Genomic DNA, 24,280 nt, shown 5'->3' with positions numbered 1-24,280 from the left:
GGACATGGCATACAACCGCACCTACAGCCTTCAGGAGGTCGTGGACATCCTGAATTCGAGCGAGCATCGTCTGAGGCCGGATCTGACGTCGCAAAACGGCCCGCGAGGACACGCGATCTCTATGCACACCGAAGAGCGCATCTGCATGTGCGCGCGGCCGCCCCACAACGGTGCGCCCGCCAAGCTGCCCGAGGTGGACTCGACGCTTCTCGCCGGGCGCACGAGCCTTGCGCTCCTGGTGCACGAAGCGCTCAACTCCGCGCCGGGACAACGCGAGCTCGACACCCTCAACGCTCCCGGCGTGAACAGCGCAAGCATTCGCTCGGTCATTCTCCGGCAAGGCCGGGACCTGGATGTGTTCACGGTCTACCGGCCCAGCAAGCCGGGTCAGACCTCGTTCGACTGGCTTTCCGCCGCGCGCGGCGACGGCTGTATCGTGACGATCTTCGTGCGCGTCTACAAGATTCCAGGCTCGCGTGACGAGGCCATTCACATTCAGACCGCGTTTCCGCTCGACTTTGCCACGACCATCGGCGAATCGATCGCACGCGCGCGTCCGCGTCCGGGCTCGAAGCTCTACACCGGTTCCGAATGACGCCGCCATTCGTTGCACGGGCGGCGGTCGCGAACGAACCCACACTCGATGAAGCACGAGGAGTTTTCATGGCCAATCTGCACAAACCCACCAATGTCGATCAACGCGGATACGACGCGAGTCGAAACTTGCAGGTGATGTCGCTCAATCAGCGCACGACTTTCTATCTCGTCGCGGGCGCCGGGCTCGATGTCTTCACCGACGATGAAAACGTCGCGGTCGCATCGGCCGGTGCATCCGACAGCAAGCAGGCGCACAAGGAAGGTTCGCTGAGCGGTTGGGAGAAGGATCAGGTGATTCGCGTCATCGGACTCACCGCGAAATCGCCGGGCACAACGCTCCTGCGCGCGACGCAAGACGGCAGCGATTGGATCGCGCCGCTTTCGGTGCGCGTGATCGGCGATTCGACGTGCCGGCAAGTCGGCAAGGCGAAAGCTCAGGTCACGCCCGAGCTGCGCCGCGAGCTGATGGACATGTCCCTGCGCGACGCGGTGATCCGCGTGGCTGAAGACCAGATGTGCAGCGCTATAGCACAGACGAGCGGCTTTGGCGTGTACAACATGGCCGACGATCTGAACTGGTGCGGTGGCTTCGCATACTGGTGCTGGGATCAGGCTTGCGCCATTCGCGGCGAGGAGAATCCGTTCGGCACGTCGAACAAAGTGCTGTGGTCGCCCGAACGCGCGATCGACTGGGGCATACGCGATACAAGCCCCGTGCAGGTGCTTCGCTATGCGGGAAGCAGCCCGATGGACGGCACTGGCAAACAGGCGTACCACGACGTGGGCTGGAACGGTTGCGAGCTCAGGCGGGCGGATGTGGTGCTGGTGAGATCGGAGAAGGCGAGCGGATGGCGGCACGTTTCGCTCATCCACCGAATCAGCGGCCGGCAGTTGGAGACGATCGACGGCAACCAGTACAAGCCCAAGATCAAGCTCGTGCAGCGCTCGCTGGACAGCAAGATCTCCAATGGGGCGTATGAATACGCGTTCCTTGCGGTGATGCGTGCGTGAGGTGATTTGGCGTGTCGTGTCCTGATCAACGAAGGCCGGCGCACGCCGGCCTTCGGGTGTGTCAAGCGGAACCGCTGTCGCTCATCTTGGTCTCTTACCTACCTCATCACGCCATTCGAGCACCGTTTCGAGCGCTGCGATGCCTGCGCGATAGTAAGCGTCATCTTTTCCCGGCGCCCACGTCGCGATCTCGGCTACATGACCGATGAAGAAATAAGCGAAGCGGATTCGGAGTCCGCTATCTGCCCCGGCAAGAAGACAATAGCGTGCGAGAAACCGCTGCCATCCGGATTCATCGCGGCAGAAATCTTCGAGAAACACGGCGCAGAGATCCTCCGCGGGGTCGCCGAGACGCGCGCGTTCGAAGTCGATGATGCCGGTCGTCTCGACGCCATGCTCCGTGTTTCGCGCAAGCAGGTTGCGTGTCGAAAAGTCGCCGTGAACGAAAACGCCCTTGCGCGCCCATCCGGCAGAATTGTCGAGCAAGAGTCGCTGCATTTCCGAGCTTGCCCGTCGCCAGAGCGGGCGCTCGGACAAGTGCGCTCGCGCGGCGCATGTGACGAAGCCGGCATACTTCGTGAGGCGCGCCTGCAATAGCGTCGCGCGCGCCTCCTTCCCGACGAACAGAGGCGACGTATCCGCCGGCAAGCGATGCAGCTGCGCGAGAAAGGTCGCCATGGCATCGGTCAGCCGGGCAGGCGAACCGGGCATGCGCCGCTTTATTTCCTTGATGGTTTCGCCGGGCACGTGGCTCAGGAGAATCCACGGCACGCCGGAAGGCAGCACGCCCCAATCCAGCAGACGCGCCACAGGCAGGCCGCTCGATGCGAGAAACGCGTAAGCCGTGAGTTCGCGCATTTGCTTGATTTCCGGCGCGTGATAAAAGAGCTTCAGCACGCACTCGCCGCCGTTTACGCGATACAGCATCGTGCGTCCGGCGGTGCCTCCCATGCTTTCGATAGCCACCACGCGTCCGAGACGGGAACGAAGCATGTCGGTCAATCCCGCATCATCCATTGCAGGCCTCACGTAACGAAACAATGCGCGGGCAGTATGTCACGCGCATGGTCAAAACGATCGGCTGCGTGAGGGATTGAACGCGGGCGTGCGCCGCGCGATCACCGCTGTGTGTGGCTTCACGATCGCGCCTCTTCATCAAAAATCATCGACGCTCGTTCGTCTAAGGAAGCGCGGGTAGCGGAAAACCATTCGGCTCGCGACTCGTTTCAATCTCTTTTGAACAGAGGAGAAAGTAATGGCCGATCCGGACCCGCAAGTCGCGCGCATGAACGAACTGATTGCCAAATGGAACAGCTTTCGAGTGGACATACCCGCACCTGAGCGATTCGACCAGATCAGACGGGATCTGTATCAGGTCCGCAATGCCGGATGGGACGGTAATCCACCGATCGGAACCTGGCCGCCCGAACTCGTCGATCCCGACGACGCCATGATGGCCGCCGTCGAACATTACTACCTCTGCCGCGCGTGGGTAGGCAGCGGCAAGTTTCCGGCGTGGGAGATGAGCGTGTTGAACTTTATCTACGACGCAGGGAAGGTGGTGGGGGCCAGCCCGCGGCACAATCCGAACAAGCCGACAACGAAGCTCTCGAGCCTGCAATTGACCGCGCAAAAGAACGGCGTGCGTGACGGCAAGGTGGATCTCGCGACGTCCGGTCAGAGCGCGCCGTGGGCGGCAAGCCCGCCGAAGTATTGGTGAGGCGACCGTGCGCCGGCCTTCCCGCGCGAGCGCAAAGCCCAGGCGCGCCTGAGGCGGCCGTTCGTGATGCTTCGCAAAACGCACCAAGTTTACTTCGGTTGACGGAAATTCTGCTTATTTTGGCGTGGAATATTCACCGAGCGGCCTAAATTGCCCCCCACGGTTTGGTTCACTCTCCAAAACGCACCAACTTCACGTCGGAGGACGCCTGCCTATCCTAGAATGCATCCCAGAGCCATTGTTGATTGTCCGGAAGGCGGCGCTTGTCCCATTCCATTCGATCAACGGCCGGGAGCCGATATGAGCTATCGAGTATTGACGCGGGACGAGCACTTTAAGTTCAATGGACGCCCTAAACGCATCCTTTCGCTCGATGGCGGAGGGCTGCGCGGCGTACTCAGCCTTGGCATCCTCCAGGAACTCGAAAGGTTGCTGAGCGAACGTCACGGGGGGCAGCAAGATTTCCGGCTGTGCCATTATTTCGATCTCATCGCCGGCACGTCCACCGGTGCGATCATCGCGGCCGCGCTTGCGCTGGGCTGGACCGTGAAGCGCATTCGGGATTGCTACTTCGAACTCGGGGAAAAGGCATTCAAGAAGAGCTTACTGCGCGACGGCTACATCCGCGCCAAGTACGATGAACAAATCCTTGTGTCTTATCTGAAGCACTTGTTCGGAAAGGAGAACACGCTTGGCGGACCAGCATTGCAAACCGGCCTGATGATCGTGGTCAAGCGCCTCGACACCGGTAGTCCGTGGTCGATCAGCAATAATCCCGACGGCCAGTACTTCAATTCCGCAGAGGAAGGCGTCATCGGCAATGGCGAATATCTGCTCTGGCAAGTCGTGCGCGCTTCGACGGCAGCACCGACTTATTTCGATCCGGAGTTCATCACTATCGCACGATCAAAGAAGGGGACGCCGGTCAAAGGCCATTTTGTCGATGGCGGAGTAAGCCCCTTCAATAATCCGGCCCTGCAAGCCCTCATGTTTGCGACACTGGGAGGCTACCGCATCGGCTGGCCTATGGGCGAACATAAGCTGCTGCTCGTCTCGATCGGCACCGGCGCGAAGGATCCGACCGTCGCCAGACCGACCGTCGCTACGGAAGCGGGCGTCAGCGCCCTGCTCTCGCTCATCGAAGATTGCTCAGTTCAGCAGCAGATGATTTTGCAATGGATGTCCGCAAGCAAAACCGCGCGGCCGATAGATTCCGAGGTAGGTCACCTGAAAAACGATCTACTCGGCGGAACCGCGCTTTTCAGCTATCTGCGTTATGACGTCGATCTGAGCCGAGGATCTGTCGAAGCGCTTGCGCCCTCTCTTGCCAGCAACACTAAAATCAGAGAGCTGAGTAGAATGGATGCGCCGAAGAACATGCCGACACTGCTCAGGCTTGGGACGCTCGCCGCACGCCGCGACATACGCAGCGAACATTTCAATCACTGTTTCGATCTCGATACGGCTTCTTATGAATGAGCTACGACGCTATCGCCTCAAATCGGATCGCTTCGTAGTTGCCGTTCAGCTACGACTCGATACAGCTGGCTTCAACTACAACAAGTGGGGCTCCGGCCAGCACTGCAAGGCGGGCGACTGGGTCGTCGAGAACGACGGCGAGATTTACACCGTCGACGAAGAAGTATTCACGAGGACCTATCGCGAGGTCAGTCGGGGCGTGTACGTGAAGGATACGCCCGTCTGGGCACGCCGGGCAGAAAGCGCCGGGTACATACGGACGAAAGAAGGCCAGACGCACTACGAGGCGTCCGACTATCTCGTCTACAACGACGCGAATGAGACCGACGGTTATGCGATGCCGCCGGAGACCTTCGATTTGAAATACGAACTCGACGAATGACGCACCCCTGCTCGCGCTCGCATCGCGGCACGGTCCTCCACGGTTTCATTCCCATCGCCACCAACTCCCGGCGTTGCGCAGGCTGAATACGGGCAGAGCGCGCGCGAGGCGCTCGCAGCGGCCGATACTCATCGACCCGTCGGCCAGCAATTTCAGCTGCATATTTACAAGCTCATCTCCACACAAGGCGAATGTTTGCGCGAACGCCGTTCCGTCCCGCTGAAGGTCGATCGTCATCGGACCGAAGTCCAAGTCGAGCACCTGAGTAGCGACGCCGTTGGCTCGATCGGCTCTCCACGGAATAAAAGCCGCATCTTCGAGAGGCAAGGAGATGTCTTGTTCCACACGTCGATGCATCAGATGCAGTCGGAGCAGATCAGCCGCGTCCCATTCGTCGCGCCAGCGGAGCCAGCCGTCTTCCGCGGCGAAATCCAAACACACCGTCGTGCCGTCGAGCAGCAAAAATTCACCACGGCAATAAATGCCGTTCGCTAAAGCGGGTATTGATGCGTCGCTGCTTCGCCGGTATTGGAGAAACAGTCCGTCGGGAATGCAGGATAGCCAACGCGCCGAGACGTCGATCGATTCGTCAGACTCCGGGCTGATGCTACATGCATCGATCGCGGCCTGATATTCCGCACCTTCGAGCGTGGCGCAGGCTCCGCTCCCGCGCCGCGTCAACCGCTCGATCACCGATGCAAACCTGGTGCTGTGTCCGATCGTGCGAAGCGTTTCCGGCAAAGTGCCGTCAAGGAGCCGGCGAAGACGGCGTTGTTGAACGTCGCTCAGCCTGTTGGCGAAATCTGTAAAGCTTCTCACCAGTCTCAGCGCGATTTCGCGCTTCCCGCCATCGATCGCCAGACCGAGCGCATATACGTCTGCATCAGTGGTTCCACCGCGCGAGTGTTCGTCTCGCCGGAAGCGTTCTTCCAGAAGAAAATCGATGAGTTCCGATGAAGCACTTTTCACCGCAGCCGCGAGAATCGAACGATCGCGCTCGCCGGGCAATGAATAAAGCGTGGGATCGTCGACGAGAAGGCGACGTACGACGTCGACATGCCCTCCTGCCGCAGCACGCTCAAGCGCGTGCTGACCGTTAGTCGTTTGCCGGCCTGGATTCGCAAGCGCTCGATACGGTGAACTCAGCAGCAAATTCACCGCATCGAGCGCGCCGAGACCTGCCGCGATCGTGAGCGCTCCGGGAGTTTCGGCATCTTCCGGATTCAATAAGTGCGGATCGCTTTGCAACAGCCATTTCAGAACGTCGAGATGTCTTTTCTCGCTGGCAGAACCCAAGGCGGCTCGGCGTTCCAGACCCGTCGACCCGTCGAAATGCGGTTTGGCCAGATCCAGCAGACCGAGCGAACAACATACTTCCAGCATGGATGTAGCCCTGCTCAGATGATGGTCATCGTTCATCTCCGGCGCGATCTTTTTCGCAGTAGCGTCCGATGTGCATTGCACGGTGAACAGGCTCGCGAACACGGTCTTGCCGTAGATCACGGTTGCTGCCAGCCGGAGGTTGTCGCCGTCTCTCCACAGAGTTTTTGGAAAAAGCAGATTCGTGAGCCGGACCGGTGTTGCGGGCGTTCCGTCGGCCAGCTTGACGTCGTCACGTAGCGAGGGAAGCTGGCTGGTGTCCCTTAACAAGCAGAACGGGCCGTCTTCGCCAGTCACGTATCGGCAAAACAGTTCCGCGTACTGAGCCGCTTCATCCACGCTCGCAATCTTGATTAAGCCGGTCTTTGCCGCCCAGTGCAATCTGGCCGCCTGCCCGTTGAGCCATGTGACGATCGCTCCGGTAGCCGCGTCGCAAAGGAAGACTCTCACCAGCGGCGTATCTGTTCCGCCGATCCGATACAGCACTTCGACCAATTCGACATCAGGCAGGCATAAGAGTTTGGCCGTACGAGCTTCGTATGGCCTACCCGCAGGAAGCGCTCGCCGCAAGTGCATGTCCTTACGGAAAACTCCGATGGCATCGGCAAGCCCCGACAGCGCCGCCTGGTCCGCAGGCTCCCACTGCCACGTGGGCTCGATCGCAAAGCCCCAGCGCGCAGGACCCTGTACGTTCTCAGGCCTGATGTTGAGCGCGCCGTCGCTCAACTCAGTAGGCTCTTCCGGATTGAGTTGAGCACTACGCAGCGCCTCGAGCATTGCTGTCGATTTTTTTCCTCCTGACAGATCTTCGTATTGATTCCATGTGATCGACACGCCGTTGTCGTCGACTGATTCGATCATCTCTTCGGCCCGAGGACGAGCAAGAAACTTGCGCAGCAGCGGAACACCCCGCTCTTCGAGAGACGCGATATCGAACAGCATCGAACCGCTCGTTGCCGCTTCCGTGTCGCTATTCAGAATATTCTGCAGCAGCCATTCGACGACATGTGAATGCTTTCCTGCACGTGCCGCGCGAAGTGCAAGGTGTCGGCTCGAAACGTCAGCGTCGTTGTAGAGCGGTCTGGCCAGGTCGAGCAACCCGAGCGAACAACATACTTCGAGCATGGAGGCTTCCTTGCTCAGAGGATGGCTCACGTTCATCGCCGGCGAGATTTTCTTCGCGGTGGCGTCTGAGGTGCATTGCAACGCAAATAAGCTGACGAGCACGTTTTGGTTGTAGATCACCAGTGCTGCCATCCGGAAGTTGTCGCCTTCTTCCCAAACATTCCTGGAAAACAGTAGTTTCGTGAGTTCGACTGATTTGGCGGGCGTGCCGTCAGCCAGTTCGACGTCGTCACGCAAGGAGGGAAGCTGGCTCGCGTCTCTCAACAAACAGAACGGGCCTTTCTCGGCGGCGACATACCGGCAGAATAGCTCGGTGTACTGGGCCGCTTCATCCACGCTCGCTACCTTGGTAAAACCGCGCCTGACCAACCAGTGCAGTCTGGCCGACTGCCCGTTGAGCCACGTGACGACTGCGCCGGTATTCGCGTCGCAAAGGAAGATTCTCACCAACGGCGCATCTTTTCCCTCGATCCGATACAGCACTTCGGTCAGTTCAATGTCAGGCATGCACAGGAGTCTGGCAGTACGGGCTTCGTGCGGCCTGCCTGCGGGGAGCGCTCGCCGCAAGTGCATGTCCTTGCGAAAGACTCCGATGGCATCGGCGAGCCGCGACAGGGCCGTTTGCTCAACGGTCTCCCACTGCCACGTAGGCTCGATCGCAAAGCCCCAGCGCGCAGGACCCTGTACGTTTTCGGGCGTGATGCGAAGCACGCCGTCGCTCAACTCAGTCGGCCCCTCCGGACTGAGTTGAGCGCTACGCAACGCCTCGAGCATTGCCGTCGATCTATTTTCTCCTGACAGATTTTCGTAATAACTCCACGTGATCGACACGCCATTCTCGTCGACCGATTCGAGCATCTCGTCGGCCCGGGGATGAGCAAAGAACTCGCGCAGCAGCGGAATACCCCGCTCTTCGAGAGACGCGATATCCAGCAGCATCGAACCGCTCACCGCCGCATCGGTCTCGCTCTTTAGAATATTCTGCAGCAGCCATTCGATGACGTCTGGATGCTTTCCTGTGCGTGCCGCACGAAGTGCGAGCTTGCGGCTCGAAGAGTCTGCGTCTCTAAAGAGCGATTTGGCCAGATCCAGCAAGCCGAGCGCACAACACACTTCCAGCATCGAGGTTTCCTTGCTCAGAGGATAGTCATAGTTCATCTCCAGCGAGATCCTCTTCGCAGTGGTGTCTGACGTGCATTGCACCGTGAACGAGCTGGCAAATATGACCCCGCCGTAGATCGCCAGTGTTGCCAGTCGAAAGCTATCACCTACTTTCCACGGCTTTTTGGGCAGAAGCAGATTCGTGAGCCGGATTGATGCGGCGGGCGTGCTGTCGGCCAGTTCGACGTCGTCACGCAAGGAGGGAAGCTGGCTCGCGTCTCTCAACAAACAGAACGGGCCTTTCTCGGCGGCGACATACCGGCAGAATAGCTCGATGTGCTGGGCCGCCGCCTCCGCGTTCGTGACCTTGACAAAACCGCGCGCGACCGACCAGTGCAATCTGTCCGACTGCCCGTTGAGCCACGTGACGATTGCGCCGGTATTCGCGTCGCAGAGGAAGATTCTCACCAACGGCACATCTTTTCCCTCGATCCGATACAGCACTTCGGTCAGTTCGATGTCAGGCATGCACAGGAGTCTGGCAGTACGGGCTTCGTGCGGCCTGCCTGCGGGGAGCGCTCGCCGCAAGTGCATGTCCTTGCGAAAGACTCCGATGGCATCGGCGAGCCGCGACAGTGCCGCTTGCTCAACGGTCTCCCACTGCCACGTGGGCTCGATCGCAAAGCCCCAGCGCGCAGGACCCTGTACGTTTTCAGGCTTGATGTGAAGCGCGCCGTCGCTCGACTGCGTTGGCTCTTCGGATTCAAGTGGAGCGCTACGCAGCGCCTCGAGCATTGCCGTTGATGTCATCTCGGCTGACAAGCTCTCATAGTGACTCCATGTGGCCGACACGCCATTCTTATCGACTGATTCAATCGGCGCGTCATCTGCCGAGTCTGCTTCGCGTCCAACCTCGATGAGGATTCGCACGTATTCCAGGTTATCCAGATGGACAGCCCAATCGAATGCATTGGCGTGATCCTGGGGACGCCGATAAGAAATGTCGATATGTTGGCGATACCGCTTCTCCATGAACAAAGCAAGAAACTCATCTCGCCGAAAGCCGACGGTCGTCATCAATATCGATCTGTCCTCCTGTCCGAGCAGACCAAGCAGTCGCGGTTCAGTGTCGATCAGTTGCCGCGCTACTTCGAAATGTCCGTTCTTGACCGCCCGATCGAGCGCGTGACTTCCATCCGACGCACGTCTCATGAGGCACGCGTGAGGCAAGTACGGCTCCTTCAACAGCTTGCTCACGATCTTATTAGAGCCTTGACGCGCGGCCGCAATCAGGATAGTGTCGCCGTCCGGCCCAGGTAGTGCCGCAAGTTCCGGCGTATGGTGCAGAAGCGACTCAAGGCATCGAGTGTTCTTTTCATTTATCGCGTAATAAGCCGCGTGCAGGCTGGTGTCTCTTTGAATCCATGGATCAGCACCTGCTGCCAGTAGCGCGTCCACCGTTGTAACGTTGCCGCACCACGCCGCGATCATCAGTGCCGTGAAGCCGTCGCTGTCCTGCGCGTCCAGAATGGACTTGTCTCCCTTGGCTTCAGCAAGCAACACCGACAAGATATCGCTGTTGCCGGTGAAGGCGACTGCGTGAAACGCGGTGCGACGGTTCTTGGTCGTGCACAGCCGGATCGAGGCGCCGAGCTTGAGGTAGTGATGGATCAAAGCGGTGTCTGATCCTGAGGCCATCCAACAAAACGCCCGCGCACGCTCCTCAGCATCTTCGGGCAACTGATCCAGCGCTCGCAGACTTTCACGCAGATACTCGCGCGTGAGCGGCTCAAGTGCCGATTGAAAAATGCCCCAAACATGTTCGCAATCGCGAACAGTGAAGTACGTCAGATTCCCTTCGCTGTTTTCGACCGATGCGCCGGGCGCCATAGTCGAATCCGGAAGAGCGTAGTGTTTATCCGCTTTCAGAAGAGTGTTCGACGCCTTCTCGAACCTTACCCATGCACCGGCAAGGATAGACAACTCGTTTCGTATCCGCAGCAACTGCCTTTCCTCAGCCAGCCATTCGGACGCTGCGTGCCAGTGCCTAAGAATGGCCTCATGGCTAAGCTTGAGTTCTCCGCGCGAGCCCTCCGGCATCATCAGCCGTTCCTTGACCAATTGTTCGGCAAGACTGCGCGACGCGTCCGTCGGGAGCGCCGCCATGCCTCTAGGGAGCAGCGACATTCGTGCTTTGCCTTTCTCGTCGCCGAGATCGACCATTTGCCGAAGTAAATCCACTACCGCGAATGCTGCGTAAGCACCTCCGCGTTTGTCCTTGCTAAACGCTTCGAACGCCCGATCGGCCAATCGCTGTATCTGAGATTTCAAATCGAGCGCCGATGCGCTCCTGGCACTCTCGACTGTCAGTCTGGCCTCTTTGGCCGGCGCGCGAGTCTTTTCGACTGTCGTGTTGAAATTACTGGCGTTGGCCGAAGTCCTATCGCCTATCCCGGTCGTGGCGGATTCGACTGATGTCGATTCATTCGCCAGCTTCTTCCAGCAATCCACGAGGGCGTCTAGCGTGAGCGAAAGCAGCGGCATGAAGGACGCGCCCCCTCCTTCCGACTTGAAGTTCTCGATCTCCTTTGATACTTCGCTTACTACGTCATCGTCGAATATGACGCCATTCGTTTTCAAATGAAGGCGAATGATGCCGTCGATGTTGGCGTCGTCGATATCGCGCAGCACGAAATATTGCGCCTTGCGCCAATAATCGTCGTCAATATCCAGACGAGTTGCCGTTTCATCGAGTTCCGTCTTCCAGTCGGTCGGGATGGTAGCGACGAGCCAACCCCATTCCTTCTGACTAAGGGCAGACAAAAACTCGAGAACCGGCGCCCAGGCAGCCCCGTGCTCGATATCGCGCAGGGTGTCCGCTACCACTTCCTCGAGCTGGTCGAATCCCACCAAGATGTGATGAACTTTGTCGCTTCGTTTGCTATCCGCATACTTCAGCACGAACTCGATTCTGCGCAGCAATTCTTCCCGAGCTATGTTCGCGGCGAGCCAGTCGGACACATCCTGATCGCTCCACCAGAGTTCCTCCGCCAGGGACAATCTATAAGGGAACCGGTCCGCTCTGAAGCGATCCTGGAGTTGTTGCCTCAGCTCGCGACTGAGTGCAAGAAAGGGTTTCTCCTGACCGGACGTTTTCAGAAGCGTCGGCTCTATGAGAATCGGCACATGCCATTTAGACCCCGACAACGGTGCTTCCTGCAGGCTTCCGAGCAAGCCGGCTCGCAGCAACGATGATTTTCCGATTCCCGAAACGCCACTGAAAAGGCCGAGCCGCATGTGTTCGTGGCCCGCACGAGCTAGCCAGGCCGTGACCTTATCGAGCAATGGCTGGCGACCGAAGAAGCTGTCTTTATCGGTCACATCTTTTGGTTTCAGCCCGACCGCCCGACTAGGAACGACATCCATCGATCTTCTGACCACCTCGCGGATTCGATCCTCGAAATTCTCTTCTCGGAATTCATCCCAGCCAAATCCCGTATCGATACGGTTGAGAAAAGCGATTAGCCAGTTAAGCTGATTGAAATAATCCTGTTTGACGAGTGAAGGCGCTTCTTCTTCGCCAGCTCGTTGAATGTCCCACCAGGCGTGCGCGCCGAGCTGATATTGAAGTGGATCGTCGAACGCCCTCGACAGCAGCCTTCGATCTTCGCATTTGACGAGAAGAAAGACCTTCTTTCCGTGAGCTAACGAGCGCGCATACAACAATTCGAAGAGCGTGCCGGTAAGCGGAATTTCGCTAGCCTCTAGTTGATCCGTTCCGTCGACCGCGTGCTTGATCTTTGGCGGAAGGCCGGGCAGGTAATCTCGCACCGGGAAGGACTGCGGAACGGGCGTGCCGAGTCGTTCACCAAACATGCAGATCACGATATCCGCCGCCTCCAATTCTCCGATCATTTGCATCTGCAACGGCTGCCCTGAATCGTAGCCTCGCTCTTCTTCATACAAATAGCAGGCCCGCGATGGTTCGTGCAGTTCGTCGCAGATTATCTTTTTCGCACGTTTGCGCTCTTCGATAAGATCGCACGGACTTGAAAGAAAGACTTTCGTCATCGGCATCTCCCGGAGAGGCTTCGACTGTGAAAAGCGAACGGTGGACCGGCGAGGCACATATCAGCATCTGAGCAATCGAATAAGGGCCGGCGCGGCGCTCGATATTCTTACTCAGTCAACAATCGCGATGTTTGAAGCCGGACGCTGTGCTTATTAAATGTTGAGTGCTCGGCAAAAGCAAGCCGAGCGTCCCGCCGGCACGAAACTCGGATCAGGTCTATAAGGTGATCGGGTTTTTATTCAGGTTCTCCTCGCGCTCTTTAGGGCTCGTTCAAAAACTCTGCCGCGCCATACCATGCCCGGTGCTCAGGATCTTCGCGCGGATGCGAACCTTCTCGGTTCCCAGGTATGTCACTGTCCGCTGATGAAGCGAACGCTGATGAATCTGACTCGAGTCCGAAAGACACATGAACGATAGCTTGACGCTGGCGCTCTACGCCGAATTTTCCGACGTCTATGTCAGCCGCTTCAAGTCAGCAGCGGTGAGTTGCATGTGCTTGGGTTTCGAGTGCGGCGATTGTCGGCACGAACTTGCTCAGGACCTAGCGTTGTCGCTACCGGTTACTCACCTAGGGAACCGGGTGGAGGAGTTTGAAGTGCCCATCCCCCTGAGGAATTTGGGTGACCGCCGGGGGGTTGTCCGCGATCTTCGTCAAGCCGCCGGGACTTCCCTCCGTCCCACAGCGCACGCAAGCGCAAGGACATCAGCGCGCATTGGGAGGGCGGCCGACGGGCGGCATCCGAAAGGACCCGACTAACCACGGCATGGCATTCCACCTGGCCGACGACACCTGCCTTCAGGGACTCTGAACGCAGCCGCACCGATACACCCACAGCCCGGCCGGCACCCGCGCGCTACGCTTCGCCCGTCGCGGCGGTGACCATTCGACGATCAGCGGCGGAGCCATATTGAGGGCGTTCAGCGCTACGGTCTTATTCGGGAATAAGGAGGCGCAGTCCCGGAAGGTCAGCGAAATCGGCGCCATTCAAGGTCATCAGCGCGTAGCCGCGCTCAATGGCTTGAGCGGCGATCCACAGATCGTTATACCGGGGCCAAAGGGGTTCACTGCCAATAATAATTAGCAGACAAGGCTGGTTGCGCTAACCCCACCTGATTTTGGCCCGTAGCGCCCTGCTTTTCCATCCGCCCACCCCTCCAACATTGACTTCCCCTCCAAAACAGCCTATAACCATCCCATTGGATGGTAATCGGATGTCTGGAATCAGAAATGTCAAAAGAACCCCTTGACCGTACCCGCGGCGGCGAGACCGAGAAAATCACCGTCAACCTCGGTCCCATCGATCTGGGCCAAATCGACCTTCTCGTGGAAGAAGGCTTTTACTCGAACCGCACCGACCTGATCCGCACCGCGATCCGCAATCAACTGTCTGTTCACGCACCCGTCGTCAAGGATACGGTGACGCGTCGTGAACTCGTTCTGGGTCTCCAGCACTTTTCGAAACAGGACCTCGAAGCAGCCCGCGCTGCCAATCAGCGACTCAGAATCCAGGTGCTGGGACTAGCCAGCATTGCGACCGACGTATCGCCCGAACTCGCTTTGGCGACGATCGACTCGATTCTGGTGCGCGGCGCGCTCCATGCATCACCGGCAGTCAAGGCCGCGCTGGCGGATCGAATCCGCTAGCGCCCGCACTCCCATGCCGATAACGGAAAAAACATGAAACTCAACGAAGGCTTTCTGGACTCGATGAAAGAGGCGTTCACCCTCTTTCGCAACAACGATGCCGCCGCTGCGGCGGAGGTCGTGAAGCGCGCCATGCGTGGCGAGCAGACACCCGCGCCACGCACCCATCAGCACGCAGACGTCGATAAAACGCCACCGCGACATCACCCGAACGTCGCGCAACCCGAATCCGACGTGCTGGATCGCGGCCACTTCAGCACTCGACGTTACGTCGACACCGCCGGCCAGCGAAGCTACAAGCTCTACGTGCCGGGCGCTTATCGCAGTGATCCGCTGCCGCTCGTCGTGATGCTGCATGGCTGCACGCAGGACGCCGACGATTTCGCCGCCGGCACGCGCATGAATGCGCTGGCCGAAACGCACGGCTTCATCGTCGCCTATCCGATCCAGCCGCAGAGCGCGAATGCGTCGAAATGCTGGAACTGGTTCAAGCCGGGCGATCAGCAACGCGATCAGGGCGAGCCATCGCTGATCGCGGGAATGACGCGCGAGATCATGGCGAATCACAACGTGGACCCCAAGCGCGTATATGTCGCCGGGCTGTCGGCGGGAGGCGCGATGGCGGCGATCATGGCGCAGCGCTATCCGGATCTGTACGCGGCGGCGGGCGTTCATTCCGGCCTGCCCGTCGGAAGCGCGCACGACTTGCCTTCAGCGCTCGCGGCGATGCGCGGCGGCAAGGCCAAAGCCAAGGCAGGCCGTGCGGGCATGCACGACGCACAAACGCCAAAATGCCCGCTCATCGTATTTCACGGCGATGCCGACGCCACAGTGAATCACGCCAACGCCCACGAACTGATGCGCGGATTCTCGGCGAACGGAACAGCGTCTGCCGCCGGTCTCGGTGCGCGCAAACATTCGGTCCAGAAAATGACGTCTAAAGAAGGCATAGCCGCCGAATTATGGACCCTTCATGGCGCACCCCACGCATGGTCAGGCGGCTCGGCGAGCGGAACCTATACCGATCCCAGCGGACCCGATGCCAGTGCGGAGATGCTGCGCTTCTTCCTCGAACACCCGCGCCGGCACTAACCGTCGTCAGCCTGCGGGCACGCTTTCGAGCAAGCGTTTCAATCGCGTCACCGCCTCGTCGGATTCGGACTGGATCATGCGCTTCAGCACGATCCAGTTCACGAGCGCGAACCATAGCGAAGGCGCGCGATACGTGAACTCGCGAACGAAGCGCGTCGTTCCCTTCCCTTGCGGCGTGAGCGTATAGGTGACCGTGCCCGCGGCGCGGCCATCGATCACGCCATCGATCGACCATCTCGCGGGATACGCTTTGTCGCCGACGGTCCACACGACGCGGCCGCGTCTGCCTGCAACGCGAAATTCCTCGACGACCTGCTCGCCCACATCGAGCGGATGATCCACCTTCCCTTGAACCGATAGTGACGACGGATGCCATGCCGGCCAATGCGCCGGCGTCGTGACGAAATCGAATACGACCGAGGGCGCACGTCGTATCTCGACGACACTGACGATGCGCGTTTCCGGCGACACGTCGCGCGGCAACGGAATGAAAAGCGCGCCGACGACGACCACCAGCGACGCCAGCAACACCAGCAGAGTCCTCATCGTCGATCATGCTCCGCATAACGTCGCCGTCCACACTGGCGAACGCGATGCTATATTGCCCGACATACCCAGCCATCAGCGCAGTCCGGCCCATTTTTGCCCATGACGGACATCACCTCAGGCAACACCGGTAACTTCGACGCGAACGCCTCCGACGACGCCGACAGGCTGCGCCGCGAGCACGTGAACCGCCTGCTCGTGAACGTCGCGAGCGGCGACGAGAAAGCGTTCGACGAACTGTATCGCGCGACCTCGCCGCGTATTTTCGGCGTGATCGTACGCATGATCCGCGACCGCGGCGAAGCCGAAGACATCCTGCAAGAGGTCTTCGCCGCCGCCTGGCGTCGCGCCGATACCTTCGACATGACGCGCGGCAGCGCCATCACCTGGCTCATCACGCTCGCGCGCAATCGTACGATCGACCGCATGCGTCAGCATCGCGAGGAACCGCTCGGCGAGAAGGACGCACCGGAAATCGCAGACGAATCGCCGACGCCCGCTGTCGCGGCCGAATCGAGCGAGGAACGGCGGCGGCTCGAACACTGTCTCGACCGGCTCGAACCGCAACAAAAGAGCGCGGTCCGCGAAGCCTTCTTCACAGGCGCGACGTATAGCGAAATGGCGCAACGACTCGCCGTGCCGCTTGGCACCATGAAAAGCTGGATTCGCCGCAGCCTGATGCAACTCAAGACCTGCCTCGAACAATGAACACGCCCGCCGCGAACGACGACGACCTGCGCTGCGCCGAATACGCGCTCGGCGTGCTGGATGCCGAAGCGCGCGCGACGCTCGAAGCGGACGTATCGCGTGATCCTGCGTTGCAACGCGAACTCGATGCGTGGCAGCAACGGCTTGCGCCGCTCGCGGACGATATCCGCGCGATCGCTCCTCCCGAGCGCGTCTGGACGCGTATCCGCCGCGATCTCGGCTTCATGACGCCGCAAGCGGGCACGCCCGCAAGCCAGCGCTGGTGGGACAGCCTGAACGTCTGGCGCTGGCTCGCGATCGGCGCGAGCGTTGCCGCGCTCGTCCTGCTCGGCGTGAACCTCGTGTGGGTGCGGCAAGCGCCGCAAGCCCCGACGACAGCCGCCGTGCCCAGCGAATACATGGTCGCGTCGATCGCCCGCAAGGACGGCCTCGTGCACTGGACCGCGACTGTCGATCTGCGCGGCGCGCACATGGTCGTCGTGCCCGCCGCGAGCGTGGCGGTGCCCTCGAACCGTGCGACGGAACTGTGGCTCATCCCGCCCGACGCGAAGCCGATCGCGCTCGGCGTCTTCCCGTCCGATCGCCCCGCGACGATGACGCTGCCACCCGAGATCATCGCGCAGATGAGTGCGCGGGCCGTGCTCGCGGTGTCGGAAGAGCCGCCCGGCGGATCGCCGACCGGCGCGCCCACCGGCCCCGTGCTCGCAACCGGCCAGATGCATTCCACCTGAGGATTGCAGTCCTCCTGATTTTCCGTCGCGCTGCATCCGATCGCGCGTCCCATCCGTAAGGCTCAGTGAACACGTGTTCGCGGAGCTGTCATGCCCGTCGTCGTCACTGTCGTTATCGTCGTCATCGGTCTTGTGCTGGTGTTTTCCGCCGCGTGGCTCTGGCAGCTGCGCACGCAAAACGCCGGCATGGTCGATCCGGTCTGGGCCGCTTCGCTCGGCGCGGCCGCGCTCTTTATCGGCGCGTGCGCGACGGGCGCGGCGGCCAATCGCGCGTGCGTCGCGGCGGGCGGCGCGCTCTGGGGCGCAAGACTCGCGCGGCATCTGTGGCGGCGCAATCACGGCAAGCCCGAAGATCGGCGTTATCGCGCATTCCGTGAACGCTGGGGCGCGCGCGCCGCGCGCAACATGTTCGGCTTCTTCCAGTTGCAGGCGCTCATTTCGGTGTTGCTGGCCATCGCGTTCCTCGTGCCCGCGTATGCGCCGGAGGCGGCGAGCCCGCTGAGCATCGCCGCATTCATCGCGATATGGCTCATCGCTGTCGCCGGGGAAGCCGCCGCCGACCGTCAGCTGAAGCGCTTCGCCGCCGATCCCGCGCAGCGCGGCAAGGTGTGCCGCGAAGGATGGTGGCGCTATTCGCGTCATCCGAACTATTTCTTCGAATGTGTGCATTGGGTCGCCTACGCGGTGCTGTCGATCGAACTGCCGTGGGGCTGGGCCACGCTGGCGCCGCCCGTGGTGATGGCATGGCTGCTGCTGAAGGTGTCGGGTGTTCCGATTCTGGAGGCGCATCTGGCGAAGACGCGCGACGGTTATCGCGACTACATGCGTACGACTAGCGCGCTGATTCCGTGGCCGCGCAAAACCTGTGTGAACCCGGGGAGAACGAGCCGATGAACATCACCGCCCGCGACACGCCCGCCGACATGCCCGCGCTCGACGAAAGCCGCATCATCCGCGCCTGCGAGCGTGGTCTCGTGCCCGATGCGCTCGTGCGCGCCGGCATGTGCATGCTGATCCGCCAGCGTCTCATCGACGAGCACGCGCACGACAACGCACTGCGCACGCAAGCCTTCGAGCGCCTGCTCGCCGAACTGCGCGCAAGCCCCATCGCGATCCACACGCAGGCCGCCAACACGCAGCATTACGAATTGCCCGATGCCTTCTTCGAAGCCCATCTCGGTCCGCTGCTCAAGTATTCGTGCGGCTTGTATCCGCGCGGCGACGAGACTCTCGCGCAAGCCGAACTGGCAATGCTCGAATGCTATGCGGATTGCGCGCAGCTCGCGGATGGCCAGCGCATCCTCGATCTCGGTTGCGGCTGGGGATCGCTCGCGTTGTGGCTGGCCGCGCGCTATCCGCGCGCGCAGATCGTCGCGCTATCCAATTCGCACGGGCAACGCGCCTTCATCGAAGCGCGGGCGCGGCAGCGCGGACTCGGCAACCTGCGCGTCGTCACGGGCGATATCGTCGATTTCGAATTCGCGCGCGATGAAGCACCCTTCGACCGCATCCTGTCGATCGAGATGTTCGAGCATATGAAGCACTACGGCTTGTTGCTGGCGAAGATCGCGCGCTGGCTCGCCGACGACGGACGACTTTTTGTCCATCTCTTTGCGCACAAGACGCTTGCGTATCACTTCACATCGCGCGATGGCGGCGACTGGATGTCCCGTTACTTCTTTACCGGCGGCACGATGCCGTCCGCGTCATTGTTGCTGCATTTCCAGGACGATTTGCGCGTCGCCCGCCAATGGTGGGTGAACGGCACGCACTACGCCCGCACCGCGAATCAATGGCTCGCCTCGCTCGACGCCGCACGCGCTCGTGTCCTGCCGATGTTTCGCGACGTCTACGGCGATGCCGCCTCGATCTGGTTCCAGCGCTGGCGCATGTTCTACATGGCGGTGGCCGAACTGTTCGGCTATGCGCGCGGCGGCGAATGGGGCGTCGCGCACATGCTGTTCGAGCCGCGTGCGACGAAGGTGGCGTCATGAAGCGCGCGCTCGTCGTTGCGTTGCTGGCGGCTGGCGTCGTCGTGGCGGTGGCAGCCTGTTCGAGCCCGCCGAATCCCAATCCGCGCGCGCAGCAGCCGCTCGACACCGTGGCCGTCGACATTCCTCGCTATATGGGGCGCTGGTACGTGATCGCCAACATTCCGTACTTCGCCGAGCGTGATTACGTCGGCACGCACGTCGAGTGGTCGCTGCGGCAGGACGGCAGGATCGACGATATCTTTCACGGCCACAAGAACGGTTTCGCGCAGGCGGAAACGACCTATCACTTCATCGATACCGTCAAGCCCGGCAGCAACGGCGGCGAGTGGAGCGTGCAGCCGTTCTGGCCGGTTCGTGTGACGCAGCTCACGCTCTACGTCGATCCCGACTATCGCTACACGATCCTCGGTTACCCGAACAAGAAGCTCGGCTGGATCTTCTCGCGCGAGCCGACGATGAGCGACGAAGTTTATCGCTCACTCATTGCACGCCTCGACGCGATGGGCTACGACACCGCGCGTTTCCGGCGCGTGCCGCAATCGCCCGAACAAATCGGCCAGGCAGGTTTTCAGAGTCCCGGCCAGCGCGAGTGACGAAGCGCCCACGCGCGTGCATCCGCGCGCGCGTCTCTTTCGTATCTGTAGAAACGACCACGTCCAAGCGGCGCGAGGAGACCTTCTGGCGCGAGGAGACCACCCGGCAATGAACGTATCGAATCGAGGAGGAAGTCAGCGCATCGCGGTGATCGGCGCGGGAATCGCCGGTCTCGCGGGCGCGTATCTGCTCGCGCGCGCGCATCGCGTGACGCTGTTCGAAGCGGCCGATTATCTCGGCGGTCACACGCATACCGTCGATGTCGCGCTTGATGGCATGCATCATCCGGTCGATACGGGTTTTCTCGTCTTCAACGAGCGTACGTATCCCAACCTCATCGCTCTCTTCGACGAACTCGGCGTCGCCACGCATCGCAGCGAGATGTCGTTCTCCGTGTCGCTCGACGGCGGACGTTTCGAATGGGCGGGCTCGAATCTCAACACCGTCTTCGCGCAGCGGCGCAATCTCTTTTCGCCGGCGTTTCTCGGCATGTTGCGCGATATCATGCGTTTCAACGCGTCGGCGCACAGGCATCTGGAGCGTGTGAGCGCGAATCGCTGTTCGGTCGGCGAACTGCTCGTCGAAGGCGGTTACGGTGCGCCGTTTCAGCAGCACTATCTTTTGCCGATGGCCGCAGCGATCTGGTCCAGCGCCGCGCATGACATCCTGCGCTTTCCCGCCGCGACCTTCCTGCGCTTCTGCCTCAATCACGCGCTGTTGCAGGTGAACCAGCGCCCGCCATGGAGAACGGTGGTGGGCGGGGCGCGCGAATATGTGCGGCGCATCGCGGCCACGCTCGACGACGTGCGCACGCGCGCGCCCGTGCGAGGCGTGCGCCGCGACGACGACGGCGTTATCGTGATGACCGACGCTGCCGGCCGCGAGCGCTTCGATGCCGTCGTGCTCGCCACGCACGCGCCGACGAGTCTTCGCCTGCTCGACGATGCGTCGCCGGACGAACGCGCCCTGCTCGGCGCCGTGCGTTATCAGCGCAACCTCGCGGTGCTGCACACGGATTGCGCGCTGCTGCCGCGCCGTCGCCGCGTGTGGTCGGCGTGGAACTACATCGGCGCGCGCTCGGGACTTGCGCGCGGGCAGGCCGTGCCGGTGTGCGTGAGCTATCTGCTCAACCAGCTTCAGCCCTTGCCTTTTACGACGCCCGTCGTCGTGACGCTCAATCCCGTCGATGAACCCGCGCCCGGCACGCAGCTCGGCCGCTACGAGTACGAACATCCGCTCTTCGATCTCGCCGCCATCGACGCGCAGACCCGTCTGCCCCATATCCAGGGCACGCGCCGCACGTGGCACGCGGGCGCATGGACGGGTTATGGCTTTCATGAAGATGGCCTGAAATCGGCGCTGCGCGTCGCGCGCGACTTCGGCGTGCAGCCGGCCTGGGCCACGCCATGAGAACGGCGCAATGGCTGACAGGCCGCGTGATGCACGAGCGATTGCGTCCGGCGCGGCATCGATTCGACTATCCGGTGCGCTATGTCTATTGCGATGTCGCGCAGCTCGATGCGCTGCGTTGCGCGTGGTTCGGCATCGACCGCGTTCGGCCGCTCGCGCTTTTCAGGCGCGATTACGGTGCGCGCGACGACTGCGATCTCGATCTCTGGATGCGCGCGTGCCTCGCCGAAGCGCGCATTCCCGCCGATGGCGAAATCCATCTGCTGACGATTCCGCGCGTGTTCGGCTACGCGTTCAATCCGGTGAGCTTCTGGTTCTGTCACGATCGCGCGGGCGCGTTGCGGGCGCTTTACGCCGATGTGCGCAATACCTTCGGCGAGCATCGCGGTTATCTGCTGAGCGCGAAGGACCACGCGCCGATCGCCGATGACACCGTGCTCGTCTGCCGCAAGACGCTGCACGTCTCCCCTTTTTGCGAGGTCGTCGGCGATTACGCCTTTCGCGTGCGACGTCATGGCGAGCGCCTGTCGGTGTCGATCGACTATCGCGATCGCGATGGGCTCGTGATCCGCACCGCGATCAGTCTTGCCGCGCGGCCGCTTACTCGCGCGATCGTATGGCGCACGCTGTTGCGCGAGCCGTGGTTCGCCGCGAGCGTCATCGTGCGGATTCACTGGCAGGCGCTGAGGCTGTGGATGAAGCGCGTGCCTTTTCACGGCAAGCAGTCATCCGGTACCAAGGAAACGAAACACAAGGCTCGAACATGAACTTGCTGCGGTCCTTTTCCGCGCAAGCGGCCATGCCGCTGTCCGCGCGGATTTTTTTCGGTCTTCTGCGTCGCATTCGCGTCGGGCATCTCGTGCTCATCACGCCGGACGGCGGCCGCTACGTGTTCGGCGATCCGCTCATGCAGCCCGCCGCGCGTCTCGCCATTCACGACTGGCGCGCGTGCCGTGCGATCCTGCGCGCGGGCGATATCGGTTTTGCGCAGGCGTATCGTGAACAGTGGCTCGACACACCCGATCCGTGCGCCCTGCTGCGGCTCGCGATCCGCAACGAGGCGGCGCTGGCGCGCACTGTCGCGGGCGGTGTCGTCGCGCAGTGCTGGCACAATCTGCGCCATCGATTGCGGCTGAATACGCGCGCGGGCAGCCGCCGCAACATTCACGCGCATTACGACATCGGCAATGCGTTCTACGCGCTCTGGCTCGATCCGACGTGGACCTATTCGAGCGCATGGTTCGATGGCGACGATGCGCTCTCGCTCGAGGCCGCGCAGGATCGCAAGTATCAGCGCATCGTCGATACGCTCGGGCTGTCGGCGGGCATGCGCGTGCTGGAAATCGGCTGCGGCTGGGGCGGCTTCGCGCGGCACGCGGCGCGCCTCGGCATTCGCGTGCATGGCGTGACGATATCGCCGGCGCAGCACGCGTTCGCCGTCGAGCGCATCGCGCGTGAAGGACTGGATGAGTTGGTCGATATCGAGTTGCGTGACTATCGCGATCTGCGCGGCCAGTATGACGCGGTCGTGGCGATCGAAATGTTCGAGGCGGTCGGCGAGACGTTCTGGCCGGTGTTTTTCCGTACGCTAAAGCGCTGTCTCGGGCCGGGCGCGAAGGCGCTGGTGCAGTCGATCACCATCGACGATGCACGCTTTCCCGCGTATCGCGCGTCGAGCGATTTCATTCGCGAGGCGATCTTTCCGGGCGGCATGCTGCCGAGCCCGGAGCGCTTCGCGCGCGCGGCACGGCGCGCGGGACTTGCGGCGCGCTCGACGCTTTCGTTCGGCGCGGACTATGCGCGTACGTTGCGGTATTGGCGCGATGCGTTCGAGGCGCGCGCTGACGCGGTCCGCGCGATGGGATTCGATGAAGCGTTCGTGCGTGTCTGGCGGCTGTATCTGGCTTATTGCGAGGCCGGGTTCGATGAGAGGCGCACGGATGTGATGCATTTTGTGGTCGCGCGGGAAGGTTGATATTGGCGGCTTTCTGCTCGCCGATGACATTGCGCGCCATTTACTGGCGTTGCAAACTAAGACGGTTAGTTGCGATGCCACGTCTTCCAACCGATGCGCGTCTTTCCCATTCAGCCAATCCCCCCACCCAATCCGTTATCCCGGCCAATTCCCTTTGACATCGACGAAACCGAAACCTAACTTTCAAGCCGACACCACGCGTTCCGCAGTCGGAGACGGCTCATGGACAATGCCGCTGAACACACGCTGATCCGGGACTTCTCCCGCGATGTCCTGACGCAGCTCGCACCTCAGGAGCTTCCGCTATTCACAACCGCCAGCGCGGCGTGGTTCGCCGATCCCGCCGCCGCGATGAAAGCCTCGAAAAACCGCGATGCCGCGCTTGGCTTCGGCACCGAGGCGTTCTCGATCCTGTTCACGCCGCTGATCCTTCAGGTCGTCTCCGAAATCATGCCGATACTGGGCGGCATCGCGCTCAAGGCGACGGAAACCGCGGTCGGAGAAGAAGTGTCGATACTCGTCAGAAAGATGTTCCGGCGCGGCGAAGCCGATACCGCCGCCAGCGCCGATGCCGCATCCGTCCTGACCCGCGAACAGTTGGGCGACGTCCATCAGCACGTGATCGCCGCCGGCAAACGCCTGCGTCTTGAATCCGCTCAGGCGCAGCGGCTCGCCGATGCGGTCATCGCGCAATTGGTCCTTCCGAAAGAGTGAAGAC

At 61.2% G+C, this 24,280-nt stretch carries 19 protein-coding genes; 16 read left to right on the top strand and 3 right to left on the bottom strand.

Features of this window, described 5'->3' with window-relative positions; all coding sequences use genetic code 11:
* The first annotated feature begins 4 nt into the window (after nucleotides 1-4).
* Together BTHE68_RS28605 and BTHE68_RS28600 are read left to right on the top strand one after the other, a co-directional pair.
* Nucleotides 5-595 carry a hypothetical protein gene (locus tag BTHE68_RS28605; protein WP_162069660.1) on the top strand — a complete coding sequence of 197 codons (591 nt, stop codon included), beginning with the start codon at nucleotides 5-7 and terminating at the stop codon, nucleotides 593-595.
* A gap of 68 nt (nucleotides 596-663) precedes the next feature.
* Nucleotides 664-1,608 carry a hypothetical protein gene (locus BTHE68_RS28600; RefSeq protein ID WP_162069659.1) on the top strand — a complete coding sequence of 315 codons (945 nt, stop codon included), beginning with the start codon at nucleotides 664-666 and terminating at the stop codon, nucleotides 1,606-1,608.
* An 81-nt stretch (nucleotides 1,609-1,689) separates the two neighbouring features.
* Here the strand turns inward: BTHE68_RS28600 and BTHE68_RS28595 are convergent, their stop codons facing one another.
* Nucleotides 1,690-2,601 (bottom strand): phosphotransferase family protein, encoded by a 912-nt coding sequence (locus BTHE68_RS28595; RefSeq protein WP_162069658.1) that lies wholly within the window; start codon nucleotides 2,599-2,601, stop codon nucleotides 1,690-1,692.
* A gap of 262 nt (nucleotides 2,602-2,863) precedes the next feature.
* On the opposite strand from BTHE68_RS28595, the gene BTHE68_RS28590 reads away from it, so the two are divergent.
* From BTHE68_RS28590 to BTHE68_RS28580, 3 genes are all read left to right on the top strand, one after another.
* Nucleotides 2,864-3,328, top strand: a complete 465-nt coding sequence (locus tag BTHE68_RS28590; protein WP_232078123.1) for a hypothetical protein — start codon at nucleotides 2,864-2,866, stop codon at nucleotides 3,326-3,328.
* A 300-nt stretch (nucleotides 3,329-3,628) separates the two neighbouring features.
* Nucleotides 3,629-4,807, top strand: coding sequence for a patatin-like phospholipase family protein (locus BTHE68_RS28585; RefSeq protein ID WP_162069657.1), 1,179 nt, complete (start codon nucleotides 3,629-3,631; stop codon nucleotides 4,805-4,807).
* The gene (locus tag BTHE68_RS28580) at nucleotides 4,800-5,189 is read left to right on the top strand and encodes a hypothetical protein (RefSeq protein WP_162069656.1); all 390 of its coding nucleotides are present in this window, start codon (nucleotides 4,800-4,802) and stop codon (nucleotides 5,187-5,189) included. Before BTHE68_RS28585 ends, BTHE68_RS28580 begins: the two co-directional genes overlap by 8 nt.
* A 45-nt stretch (nucleotides 5,190-5,234) precedes the next feature.
* On the opposite strand, the gene BTHE68_RS28575 is transcribed toward BTHE68_RS28580, so the two are convergent.
* The gene (locus tag BTHE68_RS28575; protein ID WP_162069655.1) at nucleotides 5,235-12,866 is read right to left on the bottom strand and encodes an ankyrin repeat domain-containing protein; all 7,632 of its coding nucleotides are present in this window, start codon (nucleotides 12,864-12,866) and stop codon (nucleotides 5,235-5,237) included.
* Nucleotides 12,867-14,095: 1,229 nt separating this feature from the next.
* Between BTHE68_RS28575 and BTHE68_RS28570 the strand changes: the two genes are divergently transcribed.
* A complete protein-coding gene (locus BTHE68_RS28570; RefSeq protein WP_162069654.1) occupies nucleotides 14,096-14,512 on the top strand; it encodes a ribbon-helix-helix domain-containing protein in 417 nt (138 codons plus the stop codon).
* A gap of 33 nt (nucleotides 14,513-14,545) precedes the next feature.
* Nucleotides 14,546-15,604 (top strand): extracellular catalytic domain type 1 short-chain-length polyhydroxyalkanoate depolymerase, encoded by a 1,059-nt coding sequence (locus tag BTHE68_RS28565; protein WP_162069653.1) that lies wholly within the window; start codon nucleotides 14,546-14,548, stop codon nucleotides 15,602-15,604.
* Nucleotides 15,605-15,610: 6 nt separating this feature from the next.
* On the opposite strand, the gene BTHE68_RS28560 is transcribed toward BTHE68_RS28565, so the two are convergent.
* Entirely contained in the window at nucleotides 15,611-16,150 is a 540-nt protein-coding gene (locus tag BTHE68_RS28560; protein WP_162069652.1) for an SRPBCC family protein, read from the bottom strand.
* 102 nt (nucleotides 16,151-16,252) lie between these two features.
* On the opposite strand from BTHE68_RS28560, the gene BTHE68_RS28555 reads away from it, so the two are divergent.
* The 9 genes from BTHE68_RS28555 (at nucleotide 16,253) to BTHE68_RS28515 (ending at nucleotide 24,276) form a co-directional block, all read left to right on the top strand.
* Nucleotides 16,253-16,858 (top strand): sigma-70 family RNA polymerase sigma factor, encoded by a 606-nt coding sequence (locus BTHE68_RS28555; RefSeq protein WP_162069651.1) that lies wholly within the window; start codon nucleotides 16,253-16,255, stop codon nucleotides 16,856-16,858.
* Entirely contained in the window at nucleotides 16,855-17,589 is a 735-nt protein-coding gene (locus tag BTHE68_RS28550; RefSeq protein ID WP_162069650.1) for an anti-sigma factor, read from the top strand. The genes BTHE68_RS28555 and BTHE68_RS28550 overlap by 4 nt, the downstream gene beginning before the upstream one ends.
* A 90-nt stretch (nucleotides 17,590-17,679) precedes the next feature.
* Nucleotides 17,680-18,483, top strand: a complete 804-nt coding sequence (locus BTHE68_RS28545; protein WP_162069649.1) for a DUF1295 domain-containing protein — start codon at nucleotides 17,680-17,682, stop codon at nucleotides 18,481-18,483.
* A complete protein-coding gene (locus tag BTHE68_RS28540; RefSeq protein ID WP_162069648.1) occupies nucleotides 18,480-19,583 on the top strand; it encodes an SAM-dependent methyltransferase in 1,104 nt (367 codons plus the stop codon). The genes BTHE68_RS28545 and BTHE68_RS28540 overlap by 4 nt, the downstream gene beginning before the upstream one ends.
* A complete protein-coding gene (locus BTHE68_RS28535; RefSeq protein ID WP_162069647.1) occupies nucleotides 19,580-20,176 on the top strand; it encodes a lipocalin family protein in 597 nt (198 codons plus the stop codon). Before BTHE68_RS28540 ends, BTHE68_RS28535 begins: the two co-directional genes overlap by 4 nt.
* 109 nt (nucleotides 20,177-20,285) lie before the next feature.
* Nucleotides 20,286-21,587 (top strand): NAD(P)/FAD-dependent oxidoreductase, encoded by a 1,302-nt coding sequence (locus BTHE68_RS28530; RefSeq protein WP_162069646.1) that lies wholly within the window; start codon nucleotides 20,286-20,288, stop codon nucleotides 21,585-21,587.
* Nucleotides 21,584-22,354: a DUF1365 domain-containing protein gene (locus BTHE68_RS28525; RefSeq protein ID WP_162069645.1), complete on the top strand. Its 771-nt coding sequence runs from the start codon at nucleotides 21,584-21,586 to the stop codon at nucleotides 22,352-22,354. Before BTHE68_RS28530 ends, BTHE68_RS28525 begins: the two co-directional genes overlap by 4 nt.
* Nucleotides 22,351-23,562 carry an SAM-dependent methyltransferase gene (locus tag BTHE68_RS28520; protein ID WP_162069644.1) on the top strand — a complete coding sequence of 404 codons (1,212 nt, stop codon included), beginning with the start codon at nucleotides 22,351-22,353 and terminating at the stop codon, nucleotides 23,560-23,562. The genes BTHE68_RS28525 and BTHE68_RS28520 overlap by 4 nt, the downstream gene beginning before the upstream one ends.
* A gap of 222 nt (nucleotides 23,563-23,784) precedes the next feature.
* Entirely contained in the window at nucleotides 23,785-24,276 is a 492-nt protein-coding gene (locus tag BTHE68_RS28515) for a hypothetical protein (RefSeq protein ID WP_162069643.1), read from the top strand.
* The last annotated feature ends 4 nt before the right edge of the window (nucleotides 24,277-24,280 follow it).

It is taken from the genome of Burkholderia sp. THE68 (genome assembly GCF_009938265.1).
GTDB lineage: Bacteria > Pseudomonadota > Gammaproteobacteria > Burkholderiales > Burkholderiaceae > Caballeronia.
The sequence above is the reverse complement of the archived record's forward strand: the minus strand, read 5'-3'. Positions and strand labels throughout refer to the sequence as shown.

Excerpts from the sequence above, each read along its gene's own strand:
- BTHE68_RS28605 (WP_162069660.1), top strand. The coding sequence starts at position 5 with ATGGCATACAACCGCACCTACAGCCTTCAGGAGGTCGTGGACATCCTG.
- BTHE68_RS28600 (WP_162069659.1), top strand. The coding sequence starts at position 664 with ATGGCCAATCTGCACAAACCCACCAATGTCGATCAACGCGGATACGAC.
- BTHE68_RS28595 (WP_162069658.1), bottom strand. The coding sequence starts at position 2,601 with ATGCTTCGTTCCCGTCTCGGACGCGTGGTGGCTATCGAAAGCATGGGA.
- BTHE68_RS28590 (WP_232078123.1), top strand. The coding sequence starts at position 2,864 with ATGGCCGATCCGGACCCGCAAGTCGCGCGCATGAACGAACTGATTGCC.
- BTHE68_RS28585 (WP_162069657.1), top strand. The coding sequence starts at position 3,629 with ATGAGCTATCGAGTATTGACGCGGGACGAGCACTTTAAGTTCAATGGA.
- BTHE68_RS28580 (WP_162069656.1), top strand. The coding sequence starts at position 4,800 with ATGAATGAGCTACGACGCTATCGCCTCAAATCGGATCGCTTCGTAGTT.
- BTHE68_RS28575 (WP_162069655.1), bottom strand. The coding sequence starts at position 12,866 with ATGACGAAAGTCTTTCTTTCAAGTCCGTGCGATCTTATCGAAGAGCGC.
- BTHE68_RS28570 (WP_162069654.1), top strand. The coding sequence starts at position 14,096 with ATGTCAAAAGAACCCCTTGACCGTACCCGCGGCGGCGAGACCGAGAAA.
- BTHE68_RS28565 (WP_162069653.1), top strand. The coding sequence starts at position 14,546 with ATGAAACTCAACGAAGGCTTTCTGGACTCGATGAAAGAGGCGTTCACC.
- BTHE68_RS28560 (WP_162069652.1), bottom strand. The coding sequence starts at position 16,150 with ATGAGGACTCTGCTGGTGTTGCTGGCGTCGCTGGTGGTCGTCGTCGGC.
- BTHE68_RS28555 (WP_162069651.1), top strand. The coding sequence starts at position 16,253 with ATGACGGACATCACCTCAGGCAACACCGGTAACTTCGACGCGAACGCC.
- BTHE68_RS28550 (WP_162069650.1), top strand. The coding sequence starts at position 16,855 with ATGAACACGCCCGCCGCGAACGACGACGACCTGCGCTGCGCCGAATAC.
- BTHE68_RS28545 (WP_162069649.1), top strand. The coding sequence starts at position 17,680 with ATGCCCGTCGTCGTCACTGTCGTTATCGTCGTCATCGGTCTTGTGCTG.
- BTHE68_RS28540 (WP_162069648.1), top strand. The coding sequence starts at position 18,480 with ATGAACATCACCGCCCGCGACACGCCCGCCGACATGCCCGCGCTCGAC.
- BTHE68_RS28535 (WP_162069647.1), top strand. The coding sequence starts at position 19,580 with ATGAAGCGCGCGCTCGTCGTTGCGTTGCTGGCGGCTGGCGTCGTCGTG.
- BTHE68_RS28530 (WP_162069646.1), top strand. The coding sequence starts at position 20,286 with ATGAACGTATCGAATCGAGGAGGAAGTCAGCGCATCGCGGTGATCGGC.
- BTHE68_RS28525 (WP_162069645.1), top strand. The coding sequence starts at position 21,584 with ATGAGAACGGCGCAATGGCTGACAGGCCGCGTGATGCACGAGCGATTG.
- BTHE68_RS28520 (WP_162069644.1), top strand. The coding sequence starts at position 22,351 with ATGAACTTGCTGCGGTCCTTTTCCGCGCAAGCGGCCATGCCGCTGTCC.
- BTHE68_RS28515 (WP_162069643.1), top strand. The coding sequence starts at position 23,785 with ATGGACAATGCCGCTGAACACACGCTGATCCGGGACTTCTCCCGCGAT.